This window comes from Amycolatopsis sp. NPDC004169, assembly GCF_040610315.1.
Lineage (GTDB): Bacteria > Actinomycetota > Actinomycetes > Mycobacteriales > Pseudonocardiaceae > Amycolatopsis.
Genome location: NZ_JBEXMD010000029.1, coordinates 101,264 through 124,436 on the forward strand (window position 1 = coordinate 101,264; position 23,173 = coordinate 124,436).

At 75.4% G+C, this 23,173-nt stretch carries 1 protein-coding gene; it reads right to left on the minus strand.

Features of this window, described 5'->3' with window-relative positions:
- Nucleotides 1-28: 28 nt before the first annotated feature.
- Complete coding sequence (locus tag ABZX11_RS32170; protein WP_354920029.1) at nt 29-23,014, minus strand: SDR family NAD(P)-dependent oxidoreductase; 22,986 nt, start codon at nt 23,012-23,014, stop codon at nt 29-31.
- Nucleotides 23,015-23,173: the final 159 nt, after the last annotated feature.

Here is a 23,173-nt window from a genome sequence, read left to right on the forward strand (position 1 = left end):
TCAACCCCAACCGTGCCGGCGAAACCGTTCAGTCCTGTCCGGAACCGAAACCCTGATCGATGATCGAGAACAGCTCGTCGACGGAGACGGTGCTGAGGTCGTCATCGGTCCGGCCCTCATTCTTGGCCGGTTGGGGGTAGGACAATTGCCGGACTCGTGCGGTCAGGCTTTCCAGCCGGTGCAGGATCCGCTCGCCGTCCCGGCCCTTCGCGGTCTTCGGGTCGAGCAGGGCTTCCAGCCGGTCCAGCTCGTCCACCAGGGACCCGGCCGGGGCCTGGCTCACCGGCGCCAGCTTGCCCAGCAGGTACTCGGCGAGCAGCGACGTCGTCGGGTAGTCGAAGACGAGGGTGGCCGGCAGCTTGAGCCCGGTGGCCGTGGTGAGGCCGTTGCGCAGCTCGACGGCGGTCAGCGAATCGAACCCGAGGTCCTTGAAGCTTTCCGTGGCGCCGACGGATCCGGCGTCGCCGTGCCCGAGCACCCGGGCGACCTGGGTGCGCACCGCGCCGAGCACCGTGTCCTGCTGTTCGCCGCGGGACAGGCCGGCCAGCCGGTCGCCGAGCGCGGTCACCGGCTGGGTGCCGCGGACCGCGGCTCGGCGCTGCGGCACGCGGACGAGCCCGCGCAGCACCTCCGGCAGCTCGTCCCGGGCCCGCAACGCGGCCGCGTCGAACCCGGTCGCCACCACCAGCGCGCGATCGGCGCCGCGGGCGGCATCGAAGAGGGCCAGCCCGGTCGCGACCGGCAGCGGCGGGAAGCCGGACCGCCGCATCCGCTCCAGGTCGGCGGCCGACAGTGTGGCCGTCATGCCGCCGGCAGGCTCCCAGGAACCCCAGGCGATGGACTGCCCCGGCAGGCCCTGGGCGCGGCGGTGGGCGGCCAGGGCGTCGAGGAAGGCGTTGCCGGCCGCGTAGTTGCCCTGCCCGCGGCCGCCGAGCACCCCGGCCAGCGACGAGAAGGTGACGAACCCGGCCAGCGGCAGGTGCCGGGTGGCCTCGTGCAGGTGCCAGGCCCCGTCGGCCTTGGCCGCCAGCACGGGGTGCAGGCGGTCCGGGGTGAGCGAGGTGACCAGGCCGTCGTCCAGCACCCCGGCGGCGTGCACCACGGCGGTGAGTTCGCCGCAGCGGGCGACCAGGCCGGCGGTGGCCGCGGGATCGGTGAGGTCACAGGCGAGTACCTGCACCCGGGAGCCGGCGGCGCCCAGTTCGGCGACGAGCGCATCGATGCCCTCGGCCGCCGGGCCCCGTCGGGAGGTGAGTACCAGGTGGCGGAAGCCTTGTGCGGTGAGGTGCCGGGCCAGCAGCCGGCCGAGACCGCCGGTGCCGCCGGTGATCAGGACGGGCCGCGTCGGGTCCCAGGCCGCGGTCGGCGCCGGGTCGGTGGGCAGCGGCCGCCCGGCATCCCCGGCGAGCGCGGCCTCGGGAGCGCCGGTGGTCGCGCGAACCAGGCGGCCCGCCAATACCTCGCCGTCCCGGATCAGGGCTTCGGTGTCCTCGCCGGCCACGGCCCGGGCCAGTGCGGCCGGGTCGAGGTCGCCGGTGTCCAGGTCCACCAAGGCGAAGCGGCCCGGGTTCTCCGACCGGGCGCTGCGCACCAAGCCCCACACCGCGGCCGCAGCCGGGCAGTCCGCGTGGGCGCCGCGGGCCAGCACCACCAGGCGGGAGGCGGATCCGGAGTCGGTCACCGCCAGCCACTCCCGGACGAGTTCGAGCGCGCGGCCGGCGGCCGCGTGGGCGGCCTGCGGCAGCTCTCCCGTGGCCTCCACGCTCACCAGCACCACCCCGGGCGGGGTGCCCAGCGCGGTCAGGCCGGGTGCGGTGCGCACGTCGACGCCGTGGCCGCGCAGGGCGTCCGCGACCTGCCAGGGGTCGGCTCCGGCCACGGCCACCTCCGTGGCTTCGGCCGTGGCTGTGGCCGGTGTCCAGTCGATGCCGAACAGGCCGTCGCGGGTGCTCGGCGCGGTCTCCGCCGGAATGGCCCGCAGCGCCAGCGCACCGACCGTGATCACCGGTGCTCCGGTGGCGTCGGCCGCGGTCAGGCGGACGGACTCGTCTTCGGCGCGGTGCAGCCGGACCCGCAGCGTGCCGGCGCCCTGCGCGTGCAGGTCGACGTCGCGCCAAGCGAACGGCAGGGCCGGGCCTTCGTCCCGGTCACGGTCTTCCGAACGCACGAAGCGGATGGCGTGCAGGGCGGCGTCCAGCAGCGCCGGGTGCAGGCCCAGGCCGCCCTGGTGGGCGTCCTCGGGCAGCTCGACCTCGGCGAACCAGTCGCCGTCGTCGCCCCGCCAGACCGCGCGCACACCCTGGAACACCGGGCCGTAGTGCAGGCCGAGGGCGGCCAAGTCCGCGTAGAACCCGGTGGTGTCCACCGGGACGGCGCCCGGAGGCGGCCAAGCGGTGACGCCGTCGGGCGGCGGCGCTGCCGCCGGTGCCAGCGTTCCGGTGGCGTGCCGGGTCCACTCGCCGCCGTCCGGACGGGCGTGGACGTCCAGGGCGCGCAGGCCCGCCGCGTCCGGCTCGGCCACCCAGACCTGGACCTGCACGGCGCCCTGCTCGGGGACGACCAGCGGGGCCAGCAGGGTCAGGTCTTCGAGCCGGCCACAGCCGGCCTCGTCGCCGGCGCGGACCGCCAGTTCGACGAACCCGGTGCCGGGGAACAGGATCCGCTCGCCGACGACGTGGTCGGCCAGCCAGGGGTGGGTCCGCACGGACAGCCGTCCGGTCAGCACCACGTCCGCTCCGCCGGCGCGGACGGTCACGGCGGTGAGCAACGAGTGCCCGGTGCCGTCCGCGCCGGCCACGCCCGGGGTGGGCCAGAAACGCCGGTGCCGGAAGGCGTAGGTGGGCAGGTCGACCCGCCGCGGTTCGAGCGGGGCGAAGAAGGCGTCCCAGTCGACGGCGACCCCTCGCACGTGCACCTCGCCCAACGCGCGGAGCAGGCACTCGTCCTCGGGCTTGTCCTTGCGCAGGGCGGCGATCCCGGTCACGTCGGCCAGTGCGGCCACGTGGGTGGTCAGCGTCGCGTCCGGCCCCAGTTCCAGGAACGTGCGGATTCCGGCGGCGTACAGGGTTTGCAGCGTGTCGGCGAACCGCACGGTGTCACGGACGTGCCGGACCCAGTAGCCGGTGCCGAACTCGGTCACCAGGTCACCGGTCAGGTTCGAGACCACCGGGATTTCGGGCGCGTGGAACGTGATCCCGTCCAACGCACGGGCGAACTCGTCCAGCATCGGCTCCATCAGGCCGGAGTGGAACGCGTGGGACACCGGCAGCCGCTTGGCCCGGTCCGCCTCGATCCGGTCGATCGCCTCTTCGGTGCCCGACAGCACGACCGCGTTCGGGCCGTTGACCGCCGCGATCGACACGTCGGTCCACTGCCGCGCCTCCTCCTCGGTGGCCTGGACCGCCAGCATCGCCCCACCTGGCGGCAGGGCCTGCATCAACCGGCCCCGCGCCTCGACGAGCACACACGCATCCGCCAGCGACAGCACACCCGAGACGTGCGCCGCGGTGATCTCACCGACGCTGTGCCCGGCCACGTAGTCCGGCTTGATGCCCCAGGACTCGACGAGCCGGAACAACGCCGTTTCGACCGCGAACAACGCCGGCTGCGTGTATCGGGTTTCGTCCAGCCCGTTCCCGGACCACATCACCTCCCGCAAACCTTCGATCCCCAGCTGGTTCAGCACCTCGTCCAGCGCGGCGGCGAACACGGGGTACCGGGCGGACAGCTCGCGGCCCATCCCCGCCCGCTGCGCGCCCTGGCCGGAGAACAGGATGGCCAAGCGGCCGTCGCCGGTGCCGCTCTCGCTCAGTTCGCGCAGGGCGGCGAGGCCGGACTCGCGGTCCGCGGCCAGCACCACGGCCCGGTGGTCGAGTGCGGCCCGGGTGGTGGCCAGCGACCACCCGATGTCCACGGTGCTGCCCTCGGGGAGGCGATCGGCCAGTCGCGCGGCCTGCGCCGGGAGCGCGTCGGCGGTCTTGGCCGAGAGCACCCACGGCACCAGCGCGTCCCACGGTTCCCGCTCGGCCGGTACGGCCGGTTCCGGTGCCTCGATGATGGTGTGGGCGTTGGTGCCGCTGATCCCGAAGGACGACACCCCGAACCGGCGCGGCCGGCCGGTTTCCGGCCACGGCGTCGGTTCGGTGAGCACCTTGACGGCCCCGGCCGACCAGTCGACCTGCGTCGACGGCTCATCCACGTGCAGGCTCGGCGGCAAGATCCCGTGCTGCATCGCCTGCACCATCTTGATGATCCCGGCCACCCCGGCCGCGGCCTGGGTGTGGCCGATGTTCGACTTCACCGAACCCAGCCACAACGGCGTTTCCCGCTCCTGGCCGTAAGTCGCCAGCAGCGCGTGCGCCTCGATCGGATCACCCAGCTTCGTGCCGGTACCGTGACCTTCGACCGCGTCTACGTCCGAAGTGGACAAATCAGCCGACGCCAGCGCCTGCCGGATCACCCGCTGCTGCGAAGGACCGTTCGGCGCCGTCAGGCCGTTGGATGCGCCGTCCTGGTTCACCGCCGAACCCCGGACGACTGCCAGCACGTCGTGGCCGTGGCGCCGGGCGTCGGAAAGCCGCTCCAGCACCAGCACGCCGACCCCCTCGGCCCAGCCCGTGCCGTCAGCACCGTCCGCGTACGCCTTGCACCGGCCGTCCGGAGCGAGCCCGCCTTGGCGCGTGAACTTCACGAACCCGTTGGCCGAGGCCATCACCGTCACGCCACCGGCCAACGCCAGCGAGCACTCCCCCGCCCGCAACGCCTGGCCGGCCCAGTGCAGCGCCACCAGCGACGACGAACACGCCGTGTCGACGCTCACCGCCGGACCTTCCAGCCCCAGCAGGTACGAGACCCGCCCGGACAGCACACTGGCCGAAACCCCGGTCAGGGAGTGCCCGGCCAGGTCTTCCTCGGCCCCGTCGACCACCGAGCCGTAGCTCTGGCCGTTGGTGCCCACGAATACGCCGGTGGCGCTGCCGCGCAACCCGGCCGGGTCGATCCCGGCCCGTTCCAATGCTTCCCACGACACCTCCAGCAGCTGACGCTGCTGCGGGTCCATGGCCAGCGCTTCGCGGGGTGAAACCCCGAAGAAGGCGTTGTCGAAACCGGCCGCGTCGGCCAGGAACCCGCCGTGCTGCGTGTCGCTGCGGCCGGGGCCGTCGCCGGCCAGCGCGGCCAGGTCCCAGCCACGGTCCGCCGGGAAGGGCCGGACGGCGTCCTCGCCGCCGACCACCAGCCGCCACAGGTCCTCCGGAGAGGCCACCCCGGCCGGGAAGCGGCAGGCCATCCCGACGATGGCGATCGGGTCGCCGGACACGTCCCGGGTCTCCACGACGGGTGCCTCCGGGCGGCTCTCGCCCAGCAGCGTGGTCAGCAGGAACCCGGTCAGCACGGCGGGGGTCGGGTAGTCGTAGACGAGCGACACCGGCAGCGACAGCCCGGTGATCGTGCCCAGCCGGTTGCGCAGCTCCACCGACATCAGCGAGTCGAAGCCGAGCTCGCGGAACTCCCGCCCGGCCGGCACTTCCGCGGCCGACGAATGGCCGAGCACCTCGGCAGCGACCGCGCGGACGTCGGCCAGCACCCGGTTCCGGGCCTGGGCCCGGGTCAGCTCGGCGAGCTCGGCGGCGAAGCCCCCGGCGGCCGGCCGGAGCGCGGGGGCAGCGGCGCGACGGGCCGGGACCAGTTCGTGCCACAGCGGGGCCAGGCCGGTGCGGGCCCGCAGCGCGGTGTGGTCCGGACGCAGCGCCAGCAGCAGGGCGTCCGGCGCGGACACCGCCGCGTCGAAGAGGGCCAGGCCGTCGGCCAGGCTGAGCGGCGGCAGACCGTCGCGGCGCATCCGGGTGAGGTCGGCGGGGCGCAGCCGGGAGGCCATGCCGACCTCGGGTGACCAGGCGCCCCAGGCGACGGACACCGCGGGCAGCCCCTGGCCGTGGCGGTGCAGGGCCAGGCCGTCGAGGAACGTGTTGGCGGCCGCGTAGTTGCCCTGCCCGGCGGACCCCAGGGTGCCGGCGATCGAGGAGAACAGCACGAACCCGGCCAGGTCGAGGTCCACAGTGGCTTGGTGCAGGTTCCAGGCGGCGTCGGCCTTCGCGCGCAGCACGTCGTGAACTCGTTGCGGCGTAAGCGAATCGATCACGCCGTCGTCCAGCACGCCGGCTGCGTTCACCACCGCGGTCAACGGCGGCCGGATGCTGGCGACCAGCTCTCGCACGGCTTCGGGGTCGGCCACGTCGCACGCCTGGACCTCGACCCGGCAGCCCAGCCCGGCGAGCTCCACGACCAGCTCGTCGACGCCGTCCGCGGCCGGACCGGACCGGCTGACCAGCGCGAGGTGTTCGAAGCCCTGCCCGGCCAGGTGCCGGGCGAGGACCCGGCCGACGCCGCCGGTACCGCCGGTGATCAGCACCGTGCCGGTGCGGTCCCAGCCGGACTCCGTCCGCGGCAGGCGAACCGGCCGCAGCCGGGCGGCGCGCACGTCACCCGCACCGACCCGCAGCTGCGGTTCGGTGGCCGCCAGCGCGGCGGCCAGATCGGCCGGGCCGGCGGTGGGATCCAGGTCGATCAGGCGGAAGCGGCCGGGGTTCTCCGACTGCGCCGAGCGCAGCAGGCCCCAGACCGCGGCCGCGGCCGGGTCCGTGCCGGACCAGACGCCCCGGGTGAGCACGACCAGCTCCACCCCGCCGCAGCGGGGTTCGGCCAGCCACTGCTGGACCAGCGCCAGCGCGCGGACCGCGGCCTGGTGGGCGGAGCCCTCGCCGTCCAGCGCGGCCAGCACCCGCTGTTCGTCCCCGGCCAGGGCGGCCGGGGTTTCGATCGAGCCGAGGCCCTCGGCCAGGCCGAACGGGTCGGTACCCAGCAGCACGGTCCGGCCGGCGGGGCCCGCGGAGGCTGCGGCGGGCAGCCACTCCACCCGGTACAGGGTCTCGGCGGCCGCGTCCCTCCCGGCCGGCTCGCCGAAGCGGATCCGCTCGGCGGTCAGCACGGGCTCGCCGGCCGGGTCGACCGCGGTGAGGGACGCGGTGTCGCCGGCCACGGCCAGCCGGACGCGCAGCGCGGCGGCCCCGGCCGCCCGCAGCGTCACCCCGGCCCACGAGCGCGGCACCCCGGTCACCCCGGCCTCGGCCAGCACCCCCGGCGACAACACGGCCTCCAGCAGGGCCGGGTGCAGACCGTAGCCACCGGGCTCGGCGACTTCGGCCGCGAGGAACAGCTCCGCGCCCCGCCGCCAGGCTCCGGTCAGGCCGGGCAGCTCCAGCGCTTCGGCGTCTGCCGGCGGCCACGCCATCGCGGCGGCCGGGGCGGGCCCACCCGCATCGAGGAATCCCGTGGCTTCCGGCGGCCCGGCCACCTGGGTGGCGGCAGTGGGGCCATCCGTTTCGAGAAAGCCAGTGGCATCCTCGATCCACGGCGCTTCGGCGTCTGCCGGCGGCCACGCCATCGCGGCGGCCGGGGCAGGCCCACCCGCCTCGAGGAACCCCGTGGCGTGCTCGGTCCACGGCACGTCCGGTACGTCGGCCGGGCGCGAGTGCACGGTGACGGGGCGGCGGCCGCCGTCGTCCGCGCCGACCCGGACCTGTACCGCGAGCGCGGCACGGCCGGGCAGCGCCGGCGGCGCTCCCAGGTTCAGCTCGGCCAGCCGGCCGCAGCCGACCTCGTCGCCCGCCCGGATCACCAGGTCGAGCAGGGCCGCGCCGGGTACCACGCCGTCCGGTGGCCACGGGTGGGTGCGCGCCGACCACCGGCCGGTGAGCAGCACGCCCGCCCCCGCCGGGAGCACCACCGCGGCCGCGGCCAGCGGGTGCCCGGTCGGCTGCTGGCCCAGCCCGGACGCGTCACCGGTGCCGGTGACCGGGTCCGGCCAGAACCGCCGGTGCCGGAACGGGTAGGTGGGCAGGTCGACGACCTTCGGCTTCAGCGGCGCGTAGAACGCGGTCCAGTCGACCGGCACGCCTCGCACGTGCAGCGCGGCCAGCGCGTGCACCAGGCACTCCTCTTCGCCGCGGTCGCGGCGCAGGGCCGGGATCGCGGCCACGCCGTCGCGGGCGGCCACGTGCGTGGTGAGCGTGGCGTCCGGCCCGAGCTCGAGGACCGTGCCGACACCGGCTTCGTGCAACGCCGCCACGGTGTCGGCGAACCGCACGGTCTCGCGGACGTGCCGCACCCAGTAGCCGATGTCGGCCAGCTCCTCCCCGGCCGGGCGGCCGGCGAGGCCGGCGACGACCGGGATGCGCAGCGGGTGGAAGCCGATGCCGTCCAGGGCGTGCGCGAACTGGGCGAGCATGGGGTCCATCAACGGCGAGTGGAAGGCGTGCGAGACGGTCAGCCGGGTCCGGCGGTGGCCTTCGGCCTGCCGTTCGATCGCGGCGATGACGTCCTCGGCACCGGCCAGCACGACCGCGGCGGGGCCGTTGACCGCGGCCAGCGAAGCCCGGTCCTCGTGGCCGGCGAGCCACCGGCGGGCCTGCTCTTCGGTGGCCTGGACGGCGAGCATCGCGCCGCCGGGCGGCAGCGTCTGCATGAGGCGGCCGCGCGCGGCGACCAGGGCGCAGGCGTCCGCCAGGGAGAACAGCCCGGCCACGAAGGCGGCGGTGAGCTCGCCGATGCTGTGCCCGGCCACGAAATCGGGCCGGACGCCCCACGACTCGACCAGCCGGAACAACGCGACCTCGACGGCGAACAGGGCCGGCTGGGTGTAGCGGGTCTGGTCCAGGCCCGTGCCGGACCACATCACCTCGCGCAGGTCCGCCAAGCCCTGCTCGGCCAGTTCGGCCAGCACCTCGTCGAGGGCACGCGCGAACACCGGGAAGCGGCCGTGCAGTTCCCGGCCCATCCCGGCGTGTTGCGCGCCCTGGCCGGAGAACACCACGGCCAGCCGGCCGTCGTGCCGCTCGCCCTCGGCCAGCGGGCGGCCCGCCAGCAGCGAACGGTGGTCGGCGTAGGCGGCCCGGTGGTCGAAGCCGCTGCGGGCGGTCAGCAGGGACCAGGTCACGTCCACCGGGTCGGCCTCGGCCGCGAACCCGGCCAAGGCCGCGGCCTGGGCCCGCAGCGCCTCGGGCGACTTGGCCGACAGCACCCAGGGCACCACGGCGTCCGGCCGGGACATCGGCGGCACGGCGACGGGTTCCGCCTGCTCGAGGATGACGTGGGCGTTGGTGCCGCTGATCCCGAAGGAGGAGACACCGGCCCGGCGCGGGCGGCCGCGTTCGGGCCAGCCGACGTTCTCGGTCAGCACGCTGACCGCGCCCGCGGTCCAGTCGACGTGGCCGGAGGGCCGCTCGACGTGCAGCGTCTTCGGCAGGACGCCGTGGTGCATGGCCAGCACCATCTTCATCACCCCGGCGACGCCCGCCGCGGCCTGCGTGTGCCCGATGTTGGACTTGACGGAACCGAGCAGGAGCGGGGTTTCCCGGTCCTGGCCGTAGGTGGCCAGCAGGGCGTGCGCCTCGATCGGGTCCCCCAGCTTCGTGCCGGTGCCGTGCCCTTCCACGGCGTCCACATCGGACGGAGCGAGCCGCGCGGCGGCCAGTGCCTGCCGGATCACCCGCTGCTGCGCGGGGCCGCTCGGCGCGGTCAGGCCGTTGGACGCGCCGTCGGAGTTGACCGCACTGCCGCGCAGCAGGGCCAGGACCCGGTGCCCGTGGCGGCGGGCGTCCGACAGCCGCTCCACGACCAGCACGCCGACGCCTTCGGCCCAGCCGGTGCCGTCCGCGCCGTCGGCGTAGGCCTTGCACCGGCCGTCCTCGGCCAGGCCACCCTGCTTGGAGAACTCCACGAACAGCGTGGGACCGGCCATGATCGTCGCGCCACCGGCCAGTGCGAGGGAACACTCGCCGGAGCGCAGCGCCTGCGCCGCCAGGTGCAGGGCCACCAGCGACGACGAACAGGCCGTGTCCACCGTGAGCGCCGGGCCCTCCACGCCGAGCGTGTAGGCCACGCGGCCGGACAGGACGCTGGGGATCGTGCCGGTCATCCGCAGCCCCCGGGTGTCCGGGTGACCGGCCAGCATGCCCGGGTAGTCGCTGCTGGACGCGCCGAGGAAGACCCCGGCGCGGCCGCCGCGCAGGCCGGCCGGGTCGATCCCGGAGCGCTCCAGCGCCTCCCAGGAGGTTTCCAGCACCAGCCGCTGCTTCGGATCCATCGCCAGCGCTTCGCGCGGGGCGATGCCGAAGAACTCGGCGTCGAACCCGCCCGCGTCGCGCAGGAAGCTGCCGAACCGGGTGGCGCTGCGGCCGGGGGCGTCCGGGTCGTCGGCGCGCAGGGCGTCGAGGTCCCAGCCGCGGTCCTCGGGGAACGGCGTGATGGTGTCCCGGCCGCCTGCCACGACCTCCCACAGCCGCTCCGGCGTGTCGATCCCGTCCGGGAAGCGGCAGGCCATGCCGACGATCGCGATCGGGTCGTCGTCCGGCGCGGCGGACACCGCCGCCGGGGCGGAGACGGGCGCCGTGGCCGGGGCGACCTGGTCGAGCAGGTGCCCGGCCAGCTGCTGCGGCGTGGGGTGGTCGAACACGAGGGTGGCCGACAGCCGCAGGCCGGTGGCCTGGCCGAGCCGGTTGCGCAGCTCGACCGCGGTCAGCGAGTCGAAGCCCAGCTCGCGGAACTCCCGGTCCGGCCGGATGCTCGCGGCGTCCGCGTGCCCGAGCACCAGCGCGGCCTGGGCCTGGACCAAGGCCAAGGCGTCCTGCCGGCGCTGGGTGTCACTCCGGCCGGACAGCCCGGCGGCCCAGCTGCCCGGCTCGGCCGCGGCGACCTCGCCCGGCCCGGCGCGGCGCAGCGCCACCCGCTTCGGGCCGGCCAGCCCGCGCAGCAGGTGCGGCAGGGCGTCGCGGGCGGCCAGCTGCCGGGGATCGACGTCGACGGCGACCACGAGCGGTTCGACCGCCCGGACGGCCCGGTCGAACAGGGCGAGGCCGTCGTCGGCCCGCAGCGGCGGCAGGCCCTTGCGGCGCATCCGGCTCATGTCCTGTTCGGACAGCGTCGCGGTCATCCCGCCCGCCGGTTCCCAGGCGCCCCAGGCGATCGACACGCCGGGCAGCCCCAGCGAGCGGCGGTAGGCCAGCAGGCCGTCCAGGAAGGTGTTGCCGGCCGCGTAGTTGCCCTGCCCGGCGGACCCGAAGATCCCGGCGACGGACGAGAACGCCACGAACCCGCCGACCGGCCGGTGGCGGGTGGCCTCGTGCAGGTACCAGGCGCTGTCGGCCTTGGCCGCCAGCACCCGGCCGAGCCGGTCGGCGGTGAGCGATTCGACCAGCCCGTCGTCCAGTACCCCGGCGGCGTGCACGATGCCGGCCAGCGCCGGGTACGACGTGACCAGGCTGGTGGTCGCGACCGGATCGGTCAGGTCGCAGGTCCGCAGGTCCACCCGGGTGCCCGCGGCGGCCAGGTCGGCCGCCAGCTCGGCGGCGCCCTCGGCGCGGGCGCCTCGGCGCGAGCTGAGCACCAGGTGCCGGAAGCCCTGCCCGGCCAGGTGCCGGGCCAGGAGCCGGCCGAGACCGCCGGTGCCGCCGGTGATCAGCACCGGCAGCTCGCGGTCCCAGGCCCGCGGCATGGTCAGCACGAGCTTGCCGACGTGCTTGGCCTGGCTCATCACCCGCATCGCGTCGGCGGCCCGGCGCACGTCGAACGCTCGGGTCGGCAGGGGGCGGAGGGTGCCGTCGGCGACCAGCTCGGTGAGCCGGCGCAGGAGCTCGCTCGTCCGGTCCGGACCGGCTTCGGCGATGTCGAAGGCGCGGTAGCCCGGGATGTCGGTGCGGAGATCGGTCTTGCCCATCTCGGCGAACCGGCCGCCTTCGGCCAGCAGCCGCACCGAGGCGTCCAGGAACTCGCCCGCCAGGGAGTTCAGCACCACGTCCATGCCGTGGCCGCCCGACACCGCGCGGAAGTCGTCCCCGAAGTCCAGGGCGCGGGAGGAGGCGATGTGGTCCGCGGCCACGCCGAGCTCGCGCAGCACCGGCCACTTCGGCTCGCTGGCCGTGGCGAAGACCTCCGCGCCCAGCCACTGCGCGACCTGGATCGCGGCCATGCCGACGCCGCCGGCACCGGCGTGGATCAGCACCCGGTCGCCGGGCCGGACGGCCGCCACGTCGATCAGGCCGTACAACGCGGTGAGGAACGCGACCGGCGCGCCGGCGGCCTCCTCGTCCGACCACCGTGACGGCACGGCGGTCAGGTAGCGCTCGTCCACGACGGCGGCCGGGCCGAAGCCGCCGGTGACCCGGCCCATCACCCGGTCACCGACGCGCAGGCCGGCGGTCTCGGGGCCGGTCGCGGTGACCACGCCCATCGCCTCGGCACCCAGCAGCGGCACCTCGCCCGGGTACATGCCCAGCGTGTTGAGCACGTCGCGGAAGTTCAGGCCGGCCGCGCGGACCTCGATCCGCACCTCGCGCCCGTGCGGTTCCGGCAGCTCGCACGGCACCAGGCCCAGCCCGTCCAGGCTGCCCTGCTCGACCATGCCGAGCCGCCAGGTGGCGGCGCCGTCCGGCACGGCGAGACCGGTGTCGGCGGCGACGAGGCTGCCGGTCAGCACGCGGCCGTCGCGGACGAGCACCTCGGGCTCGCCGCCGCCCAGCGCCCCGGCCAGCAGGGCCCCGTCGGCCTCGGCGGCCGGGTCCAGGTCCAGCAGCGCGAAGCGGTCCGGGTTCTCGGTGAGCGCGGCCCGCACGAGACCCCACACCGGGGCGGCGACCACCCCGTTCACCTCCGACGGCGACTGGGCGCCGCGGGTCACGAAGACCAGCCGGGACCGGGCGAACGCGGCCTCGGCCAGCCACTGCTGGACCAGCCCGAGCACGACGGTGGTGACCGCGTGGGTCGCGGCGGGCACGCCGACGACGTCGTCCGGCACGCTGAGCGGGGCCAGCACCAGGCCCGGGACGGCGGCACCGTCGCGGGTGATCAGGTCCGGCAGCTCGCCGGCCTGCCGGACCGGCACGTCGACGCGGTCGAAGGCGGCCCGCATGCCGAAGGAGTCCGGGCCGACCAGGGCGACGTCGGGCAGGATGGCGCCGGGCCGGGGGGCGTCGGCCGGGGTCCAGCGGATCGTGTGCAGCGCGCCGCGGCGGCGGGACGGCGAAACGCCGGAGACCACGCGGTCGCGCAGGGAGTCGATGGTGATGACCGGGCGGCCCGTGCCGTCCACGGCGGTGATGGCCATGGCGTCGCCGCCGAGGTCGGTCAGCCGGACCCGCAGCCGGGTGGCGCCGGCCGCGTGCACGGTCACGCCCTGCCAGGCGAACGGCAGCCGCTGCTCGTCCCCGACCGGGCGGGCCACCAGGAGTGTGTGCAGCACCGCGTCCAGCAGGGCCGGGTGCAGGTCGAACCGGGCCGCGGCGGCCACCGCCTGCTCCGGCAGTTCCACCTCGGTGAAGTACTCGCCACCGCGGCGCCACACCGCGGTCAGGCCCTGGAACACCGGGCCGTAGCCGTAGCCGGAGGCGGCGAAGTCGTGGTAGCAGCCGGTCACGTCGATCGGCTCCGCGCCCGGCGGCGGCCAGGCGTCGAACCCGGTGACCGGCTCGGCGGGGGCCGCGGCGGTGAGCTCGCCGGTGGCGTGCCGGGTCCAGCCGCCGCCCTCGGGCCGGGCGTGGACGGCCAGCGTGCCGTCGGCGTCCACCCTGACCTGCAGCTGCACGGCTTCCCGCGCGGGGATCACCAGCGGCACCAGCAGGGTAAGCTCTTCGATCCGGCCCAGGCCCGCCTCGATCCCGGCGCGGGTGGCCAGTTCGACGAACCCGGTGCCGGGGAACAGCACCTGCCCGCCGACGGCGTGGTCGGCCAGCCAAGGGTGGGTGCGCAGCGACAGCCGTCCGGTGAGGACCACGCCGGTGTCGTCGGCCATCGGCACCATGGCGCTGATCAGGGGGTGGCCGGTGGTCTCCAGGCCGTGCCCGGCGGCGTCGCCCGTGGCGCGCGGCGTGGGCCAGTACTGCTCGTGCTGGAAGGCGTAGGTGGGCAGGTCGGCCCGCCGCGGTTCGAGCGGGGTGAAGAAGGCGTCCCAGTCGACGGGGACGCCGTGGACGTGCACCGCGCCCAGGGCGCGGAGCAGGCACTCGTCCTCGGACTTGTCCTTGCGCAGGGCGGCGATCCCGGTCACGTCGGCCAGTGCGGCCACGTGGGTGGTCAGCGTGGCGTCCGGCCCCAGCTCCAGGAACGTCCGGACCCCTTCGCGGTGGAGGGTGTCCAGGCCGTCGGCGAAGCGGACGGTGTCCCGGACGTGCCGCACCCAGTAGTCGACGCTGCCCGGCTCGGTGCACTCACCGGTCACAGTGGACACCAGCGGAATCGTGGGCTCGTGGAACGTGATCCCGTCCAGGGCGCGCGCGAAGTCCGCGAGCATCGGCTCCATCAGGCCGGAGTGGAAGGCGTGGCTGACCGGCAACCGCTTGGCCCGCTCCGCCGTGATGGTGTCGATCGCCTCCGCGGGTCCCGACAACACGACGGCGTCCGGGCCGTTGACCGCCGCGATGGACACGTCGGTGCCCTCGATCCACGCCAGGGCTTCGGCCTCGGTAGCGCGCACCGCGAGCATCGCCCCGCCCGGAGGCAGGGCCTGCATCAACCGGCCCCGCGCCTCGACGAGCACACACGCATCCGCCAGCGACAGCACACCCGAGACGTGCACCGCGGTGATCTCGCCGATGCTGTGTCCGGCCACGAAATCGGGCTTGATGCCCCAGGACTCGACGAGCCGGAACAACGCGGTCTCCACCGCGAACAACGCAGGCTGCGTGTATCGGGTTTCGTCCAGCCCATCGCCGGACCACATCACCTCACGCAGGCCCTCGATCGGGAGCTCGGCCAGCACCTCGTCCAGCGCAGCGGCGAATACCGGGTACCGGGCGGACAGCTCCCGGCCCATCCCCGCCCGCTGCGCGCCCTGACCGGAGAACAGCACCGCGAACTTGCCGGGCGTTCGTTCGCCCACTTCGCCCAGCCGGCGCAGGGCGGCGACGCCGGACTCGCGGTCCGCGGCCAGTACCACCGCCCGGTGGTCGAACGCCGTCCGGGTGGTGGCCAGGGACCAGCCGACATCGACCGCGTCGCCGTCGGAAAGCTCTTCGGCGAGCCGGAGGGCCTGCGCCCGCACCGCTTCGGGCGACTTGGCCGAGAGCACCCAGGGGACCAGCACGTCCCGCTCGGCCACCTCGGCCGGGGCGACCGGCTCGGGCGCCTCGATGATGGTGTGGGCGTTGGTGCCGCTGATCCCGAAGGACGACACCCCGAACCGGCGCGGCCGATCGGCTTCCGGCCACGGCGTCGGTTCGGTGAGCACCTTGACGGCCCCGGCGGACCAGTCGACCTGCGTCGAGGGAGCGTCCACGTGCAGGCTCGGCGGCAGCACCCCGTGCTGCATCGCCTGCACCATCTTGATGATCCCGGCCACCCCGGCCGCGGCTTGGGTGTGGCCGATGTTGGACTTCACCGATCCGAGCCACAGCGGGGTTTCCCGGTCCTGGCCGTAGGTCGCCAGCAGCGCGTGCGCTTCGATCGGGTCGCCCAGCTTCGTGCCCGTTCCGTGGCCTTCGACCGCGTCGACGTCCGAAGTGGACAGACCAGCCGACGCCAGCGCCTGGCGGATCACCCGCTGCTGCGCCGGGCCGTTCGGTGCCGTCAGGCCGTTGGATGCGCCGTCCTGGTTCACCGCGCTGCCCCGGACCACCGCCAGCACCCGGTGGCCGTGGCGCTGCGCGTCCGCCAGCCGCTCCAGCACCAGCACGCCGACGCCCTCGGCCCAGCCCGTGCCGTCAGCACCGTCGGCGTACGCCTTGCAGCGGCCGTCGGCGGCGAGACCGCCTTGCCGGGTGAACTTGACGAACCCGTTCGGCGACGACATCACCGTCACCCCACCGGCGAGGGCCAGCGAGCACTCCCCCGCCTGCAACGCCTGGCCGGCCCAGTGCAGGGCCACCAGCGACGACGAACACGCCGTGTCGACGCTCACCGCCGGGCCTTCCAGGCCGAGGGTGTAGGCGACCCGGCCGGACAGCACGCTGGCCGACACCCCGGTCAAGGTGTGCCCGATCAGGTCTTCCTCGGCGCCCTCGACCACCGAACCGTAGCTCTGGCCGTTCGTCCCGACGAACACGCCCGTGGCACTGCCGCGCAACCCGGCCGGGTCGATGCCCGCCCGTTCCAGCGCTTCCCACGACACCTCCAGCAGCTGCCGCTGCTGCGGGTCCATGGCCAGCGCCTCACGCGGCGAGACCCCGAAGAAGGCGCCGTCGAACCCGGCGACGTCGGCGAGGAACCCGCCGCGCTGGGTGTCGCTGCGGCCGGGGCCGTCGCCGGCCAGCGCGGCCAGGTCCCAGCCACGGTCGGCGGGGAAGTCCCCGATGCCGTCACGGCCGGTCGCGACCAGTTCCCACAGCTGCTCGGGCGAGGCCACCCCGGCCGGGAAGCGGCAGGCCATCCCGACGATCGCGATCGGCTCGCCGGAGACGTCCCCGGCCCCGGTGACCGCGGTGGCGGCCCGCTCGCCGAGCAGCGTGGCCGCCAGGTAGCCGGCGAGCACCTCGGGCGTCGGGTAGTCGTAGACGAGGGACACGGGCAGGGTCAGCTGCGTCGCGGCGGCCAGCTGGTTGCGCAGCTCCACCGACATCAGCGAGTCGAAGCCGAGTTCGCGGAACTCCCGGCCGGCCGAGATCCCCGCGGCGGAGGTGTGCCCGAGGACCTCGGCGGCGACGGCGCACACGGTGGCCAGCACCTGCTCGCGCACCTGGGCGCGGCTGAGCCCGTCGAAGGCGCCGGCCGCGGCGGCGGTGCCGGTGGCCGCGGCGGCCCGCCGGGCACCCGCCAGCTCGTGCCAGAGCGGGGTGAGGTCGGTCCGGGCCCGCAGGGCGGCGTGCCCGAGGCGCAGCGGGACCAGCAGCGGGTCCTCGGCCGCGACCGCGGTGTCGAACAACGCGAGCCCCAGCTCGACCGACAGCGGCGGGAGGCCCTCGCGGTGCATCCGGGCGATGTCGACGTCGCGCAGCCGCGAAGCCATGCCCACTTCGGGCGACCAAGCGCCCCAGGCGACCGACACCGCAGGCAGCCCGAGACCCCGCCGGTGCAGCGCCAGGCCGTCGAGGAACGTGTTGGCGGCCGCGTAGTTGCCTTGCCCGGCAACGCCGAGGCTGCCGGCGATCGAGGAGAACAGCACGAACCCGGCCAGGTGGAGGTCCGAGGTGGCCTGGTGCAGGTTCCAGGCGGCGTCGGCCTTGGCGCGCAGCACGTCGTGAATTCGTTGCGTGGTCAGGGATTCGATCACGCCGTCGTCGAGGATCCCGGCCGCGTTCACCACCGCGGTCAACGGCGGCTCGATGGTTCCGACCAGCTCTCGCACGGCCTCGGGGTCGGCCACATCGCACGCCCGGACCTCGACCCGGCAGCCCACCTCGGCCAGCTCCGCGACCAGCTCGTCCACGCCCTCCGCGGCCGGACCCGACCGGCTGACCAGCGCGAGGTGTCCGAAGCCCTGCCCGGCCAGGTGCCGGGCCAGCACCCGGCCCAGCCCGCCGGTGCCGCCGGTGATCAGCACCGTGCCGGTGCGGTCCCAGCCGGACTCCACCCGAGACAGGCGAACCGGCCGCAACCGGGCCGCCCGCACGTCATCCGCACCGATCCGCAGCTGCGGCTCGGCCGAACCCAGCGCGGCGGCCAGATCGGCCGGACTCGCGGTGTTGTCCAGGTCGACCAGGCGGAAGCGGCCCGGGTGCTCCGACTGCGCCACCCGCAGCAAGCCCCACACCGCCGACGCGGCCACGTCCGCACCGGACCACACACCGCGGGTCACCACAGTCAGCGTGGCACCGCCGAAGCGGGGCTCCGCCAGCCATTCCCGGGCGACGGCCAGCGCACAGCAGCTCAGGTCGTGCGCGGAGACGCCTTCGTCGTCGCCGTCACCGGAGAACGCGACCAGCACCGGCGCCGAGCCGTCGGAGACCTCGGCGAGGCTGGGCACCGGCGGTCCGGCTTCGAGGCCGAACGGGTCGGCGCCGACGAGGACCGGGCGGCGCGGGGGCGCTTCGGCCGACGTCGGCAGCCAGTCGATGCGGTAGAGCGTCCGGCGGTCCGCGCCGTCCGGCTGGACCGGCTCGGCGACCAGGTCCAGCTCGGCGGTGAGAACGGGGGCGCCGTCCGGGTCGACGGCGACGAGCTCGGTGCCGGCCAGCCGGACCCGCAGCACGGTGGCGCCGGTGGCGTGCAGGGTGGTGCGGCGCCAGCGGTGGGCGAACCCACCGGCCGACCCGCCCGCGGCCAGCGCGTGCAGCGCGTTGTCCAGCAGCGCGGGGTGCAGGCCCCAGCCGTCCCCGGCCGGGCCTGCCACCTCCGCGAACACCTCCGAGCCGCGCATCCGGACGCTGCGGACGCCGGGTCCGGCGGTGGACACGGTGCCGGCGTCGGCGGGCGGCCACGCCAAGGCGGTGCCGGCCGGGGCGGCGGGCCGGACGAGGTGTCCGGTGGCGTGCTCGGTCCAGTCGTCCGCGCCGGTGCGCGAGCGCAGCACGAACGGGCGATCGCCGTCCCGCTCCGCACCGACGTGCACCTGGACCTGCAGCGCGTCCTGCTCGGGCAGCACCAGGGGTGACCGCACGACCAGCTCGCCGAGCGCACCGCAGCCGAGCTCGTCGCCGGCGCGGATCACCAGTTCGGGGAACCCGTTGGCCGGGAACGTGATCCGGCCGTCCAGCCGGTGCCCGGCCAGCCACGGGTGGGTGCGCACGGACAGCTGCCCGGTCAGCACCACGCCCGCGGAGTCCGGCAGGGCGACGGCGGCGCTGAGCACCGGGTGCCCGGTCGCCTGCTGGCCCAGCCCGGACGCGTCCGAGACGACCGGCTTGGGCGTGGGCCAGTAGCGCTCGTGCTGGAAGGCGTAGGTGGGCAACGCGACCGTGCGCGGCCGGTGCGGCGCGAAGAAGGCCGTCCAGTCGATCCGGACGCCCCGCGCGTGCATCGCGCCCAGCGCCCGCAGCAGGCTTTCCACTTCGGGGTGGCCCTTGCGCAGCACCGCGATCCCGGCCACTTCGGCGAACCCGGCCACGTGCGCGGTCAACGTCGCATCCGGACCGAGTTCGACGAACGTCCGCACCCCGTGGTCCTGCAACGTGGCCAGCCCGTCGGCGAACCGGACGGTCTCCCGGACGTGCCGGACCCAGTAACCGGCGTCGAACGCACCGACGAGCTCACCGGTCAGATTGGAGACCACGGGGATCCGCGGAGGGTGGACCTCCATCCCCCGCACGACTTCGGCGAACTCGGCCAGCATCGGGTCCATCAGGCCGGAGTGGAACGCGTGCGAAACCGGCAGCCGCTTGGCCCGGCGGCCCTCCGCGAGCGCCAGCACCGCCGCCTCCGGCCCCGCCAGCACCACCGCGTCCGGGCCGTTCACCGCGGCGATCGAGACGTCGGTGCCTTCGATCCACGTCCGCGCCTCGGCTTCGGTGGCCCGCACCGCCAGCATCGCCCCACCGGCGGGCAGGGCCTGCATCAACCGGCCGCGGGCCGCGACCAGCCGGCAGGCGTCGGCCAGCGACAGCGCACCCGAAACGTGCGCGGCGCTGATCTCGCCGACGCTGTGCCCGGCCAGGTAGTCGGGCTCGATGCCCCACGACTCGGCCAGCCGGAACAGCGCCACCTCGACCGCGAACAACGCCGGCTGCGTGAATTCCGTCCGGTCCAGGCCCTCCCCGGACCGGATCGCTTCGCGCAGCCCGTCGACGTCCAGCGTGGACAGCACCTCGTCCAGCGCCGCCGCGAACACCGGGAACCGCTCGGCCAGCTCACGGCCCATGCCGGCCCGCTGGGCGCCCTGGCCGGAGAACAGCACCGCGACCTTGCCGCGGCTGCGGACGCCGGTCGCGGCCGGGCGGCCGGCGCGCAGCGACGCGCGGTCGGTGAACACCGCGGTGTGGTCGAACGCCGCCCGGGAGGCCAGCAGGGACCAGGCCACGTCCACCGGGTTCGGCTCGTGCGTGTCGAGGTGCGCGGCCAGTGCGGCGGCCTGGGCGCGCAGCGCGTCCGGCGTCTTGGCCGACACCACGAACGGCACCGGCGCCTCGGCGGGCTCCGGCTCCGTCCCGGCCGGCTCGGGTGCTTCGAGGACGACGTGGGCGTTGGTGCCGCTGATCCCGAAGGAGGACACCCCCGCCCGGCGCGGCCGGCCGGTCGCGGGCCAGTCGGCGAGCTCGGTCAGCAGGCGGATGGCGCCGGCCTGCCAGTCCACCCGGGACGACGGCGTGCCGGCGTGCAGGGTCGGCGGCAGCACGCCGTGCTGCATCGCCAGCACCATCTTGATGATTCCCGCGACCCCGGCCGCGGCCTGGGCGTGCCCGATGTTGGACTTCAGTGAGCCCAGCCACAGCGGGGTTTCCCGGTCCTGGCCGTAGGTCGCCAAGAGGGCCTGCGCTTCGATCGGGTCGCCGAGCTTCGTGCCCGTTCCGTGGCCCTCGACCACATCGACGTCCGAAGTGGACAGACCGGCCGACGCCAGCGCTTGGCGGATCACCCGCTGCTGCGCCGGACCGTTCGGCGCCGTCAGGCCGTTCGAGGCGCCGTCCTGGTTCACCGCACTGCCCCGCACCACCGCCAGCACCTCGTGACCGTGACGCCGGGCGTCCGACAGCCGCTCCAGCACCAGCACGCCGACACCCTCGGCCCAGCCGACCCCGTCGGCGTCGTCGCCGTAGGACTTGCAGCGGCCGTCCGAGGACAGGCCGCCCTGGCGGGCGAACTCGGCGAACTTGTGCGGGGTGGCCATCACGGTCACACCGCCGGTCAGCGCCAGGCCGCACTCCCCGTTGCGCAGGGCCTGCGCGGCGAGGTGCAGGGAAACCAGCGACGACGAACACGCCGTGTCCACGCTGACCGCGGGCCCCTCCAGGCCCAGGGTGTAGGACACCCGGCCGGACAGCACGCTGGCGGCCAGGCCGGTGCCGGTGTGGCCCTGCAGGTCCTCGGCGGCGTTGCCGGCGACGGTGGCGTAGCTCTGGCCGTTCGTCCCGACGAACACGCCGGTGGCACTGCCGCGCAACCCGGCCGGGTCGATGCCCGCCCGTTCCAGCGCTTCCCACGACACCTCCAGCAGCTGCCGCTGCTGGGGATCCATGGCCAGCGCCTCGCGCGGCGAGACCCCGAAGAACCCGGCGTCGAACCCGGCGGCGTCGGCGAGGAACCCGCCCCGGGCGTAACCGCCGTCGAGCTGCCAGCCGCGGTCGGCCGGGAACTCCGTGGTGGCGTCGATCCCCTCGGCGACCAGGTCCCAGAGGTCCTCCGGGGACCGCACCCCGGCGGGCAGCCGGCAGGCCATGCCGACGATGGCGATCGGGTCGCCGGAGAACGGCCGCGGCGCGGGCGTGGCCCGCTCGTCGCCGGCCGCGCTGCCGAGCAGCGCGCCGGCGAGGAACCCGGCCAGCCCGGTGGGTGTCGGGTAGTCGAAGGCCAGGGACGCGGGCAGGGCGAGCCCGGTGGCGTCGGCCAGCCGGTCCCGCAGCCGCACCACGCGCAGCGAGTCGAAGCCCAGGTCGGCGAAGTCGCGGTCCGGGGCCAGGTCGCCCTCTGGGCCGGCGCCGTCGGCGGCCAGCAGCGCGGCCGCCTCGCGGACGACCAGCGCGACCAGGTGCGGCACCCGGTCGGCCGCCGGCAGCCCGGTCAGGTCACGAGCCAGCGGGTTGTCCAGCGCGACCGGGGTCTCGGCCGCCTCGGCCGAGGCGGGCGCGCCGACGGGCAGCGGCAGCCGGCGGGCGGGAGGATCCGCGAAGAACGCGGCCCAGTCCGGGCCGGTGCCGTGCACGTGCAATTCGGCCAGCGCGGTCACCAGCGCACGCTCTTCGTCCTGCCCGGCCCGCAGCGCGGCCACCGCCACGCCGGACAGCGACTCGGCGGCCTGGGCGGCGAGCACCGCGTCCGCGCTCAGCTCGAGCACCGCGGTCACGCCGAGCTCGCGCAGGGTGGCGACGGCGTCGGCGAAGCGGACCGCGCCGCGGGCCTGGCGCACCCAGTACTCCGGGCCGGTCCAGTCGCCCTCGGTCACCTGCGCACCGGTCAAGGTGGACACGGCGGCGAGCCGCACGTCGTGGTAGGTCAAGGATTCCGCGATTTCCCGCAGCCCGGCGAGAGCGGGCTCCACCAGCGGGGAGTGGAAGGCCCGGTTGACCGCCAGCCGCCGGGTGCGGTGGCCCTGCTCCCGCAGCCGCTGCTGCGCCGACAGGACGGCCTCGGTCGCGCCGGAGAGCACCACCGAGCCGGGGCCGTTGACGGCGCCGACGCACAGCTCGTGCTCGTGTCCGGCCAGCAGTGGGCGCACCTGCCCTTCGGTGGCCGCCACGGCGACCATGGCGCCACCGTCCGGCAGTTCCTCCATCAGCCGGCCGCGGTGCGCGGCCAGCCGGGCGGCGTCGGCCAGCGACCACACCCCGCCGACGTGGGCGGCGGCCAGCTCGCCGATCGAGTGCCCGGTCACCACGTCCGGACGCAGGCCCCAGGACGCCAGCAACCGGAACAGCGCGACCTGGAACGCGAACAGCGCGGGCTGGGTGTAGCGGGTGTGGTCGAGCAGCTCCGCTTCCGCGGCGCCGGGTTCGGCCCACACAACGGTCTTCAGTGGACGGTCGAGGTGCCGGTCCAGTTCCGCGCAGGCGGCGTCGAATTCCGCGGCGAACACCGGGAACCGCGCGTGCAGCTCCCGGCCCATGCCGAGCCGCTGCGCGCCCTGGCCGGAGAACACGAAGGCCAGCCCGCCGTGCCCGGCTTCCCCGCGCACGGCGCCGTCGAGACCGGCCAGCCCGGCCAGCAGCTCCGCCCGGTCCGCACCCAGCACCGCGGCGCGGTGCCGCAGCGCGGCCCGGCCGGTGGCCGCGGAGAACGCGACGTCCCGCACGGCCGCCCCGGACTCCAGCACGGCCCGCCAGGCCGCGGCCTGCTCGGCCAGCGCGCCGGGCTCCGGTGCGGACAGCAGCACCGGCAGGTACCCCGCCCGGCCACCACGGGCCGCCGGATCACCGCCGGCCGCCTGGTTCGCTGCTGCACTGCCCATCACTCGACCACCTCGAACGTCGTAGGTCTTGCCACGGCTTCGATCGGCGACTGTATGAGCGGCCCGACTGTACTTTTTCCCAAAGGCCGTCCGAGCAGCCGGTATTCCGGCCAGAGCTGGGGTTTTCCCTGGGCGTACCGGCGCACACTTCGGGCTGAC

Coding starts and splice junctions, on each gene's coding strand:
- ABZX11_RS32170 (WP_354920029.1), bottom strand. CDS start 23,014: ATGGGCAGTGCAGCAGCGAACCAGGCGGCCGGCGGTGATCCGGCGGCC.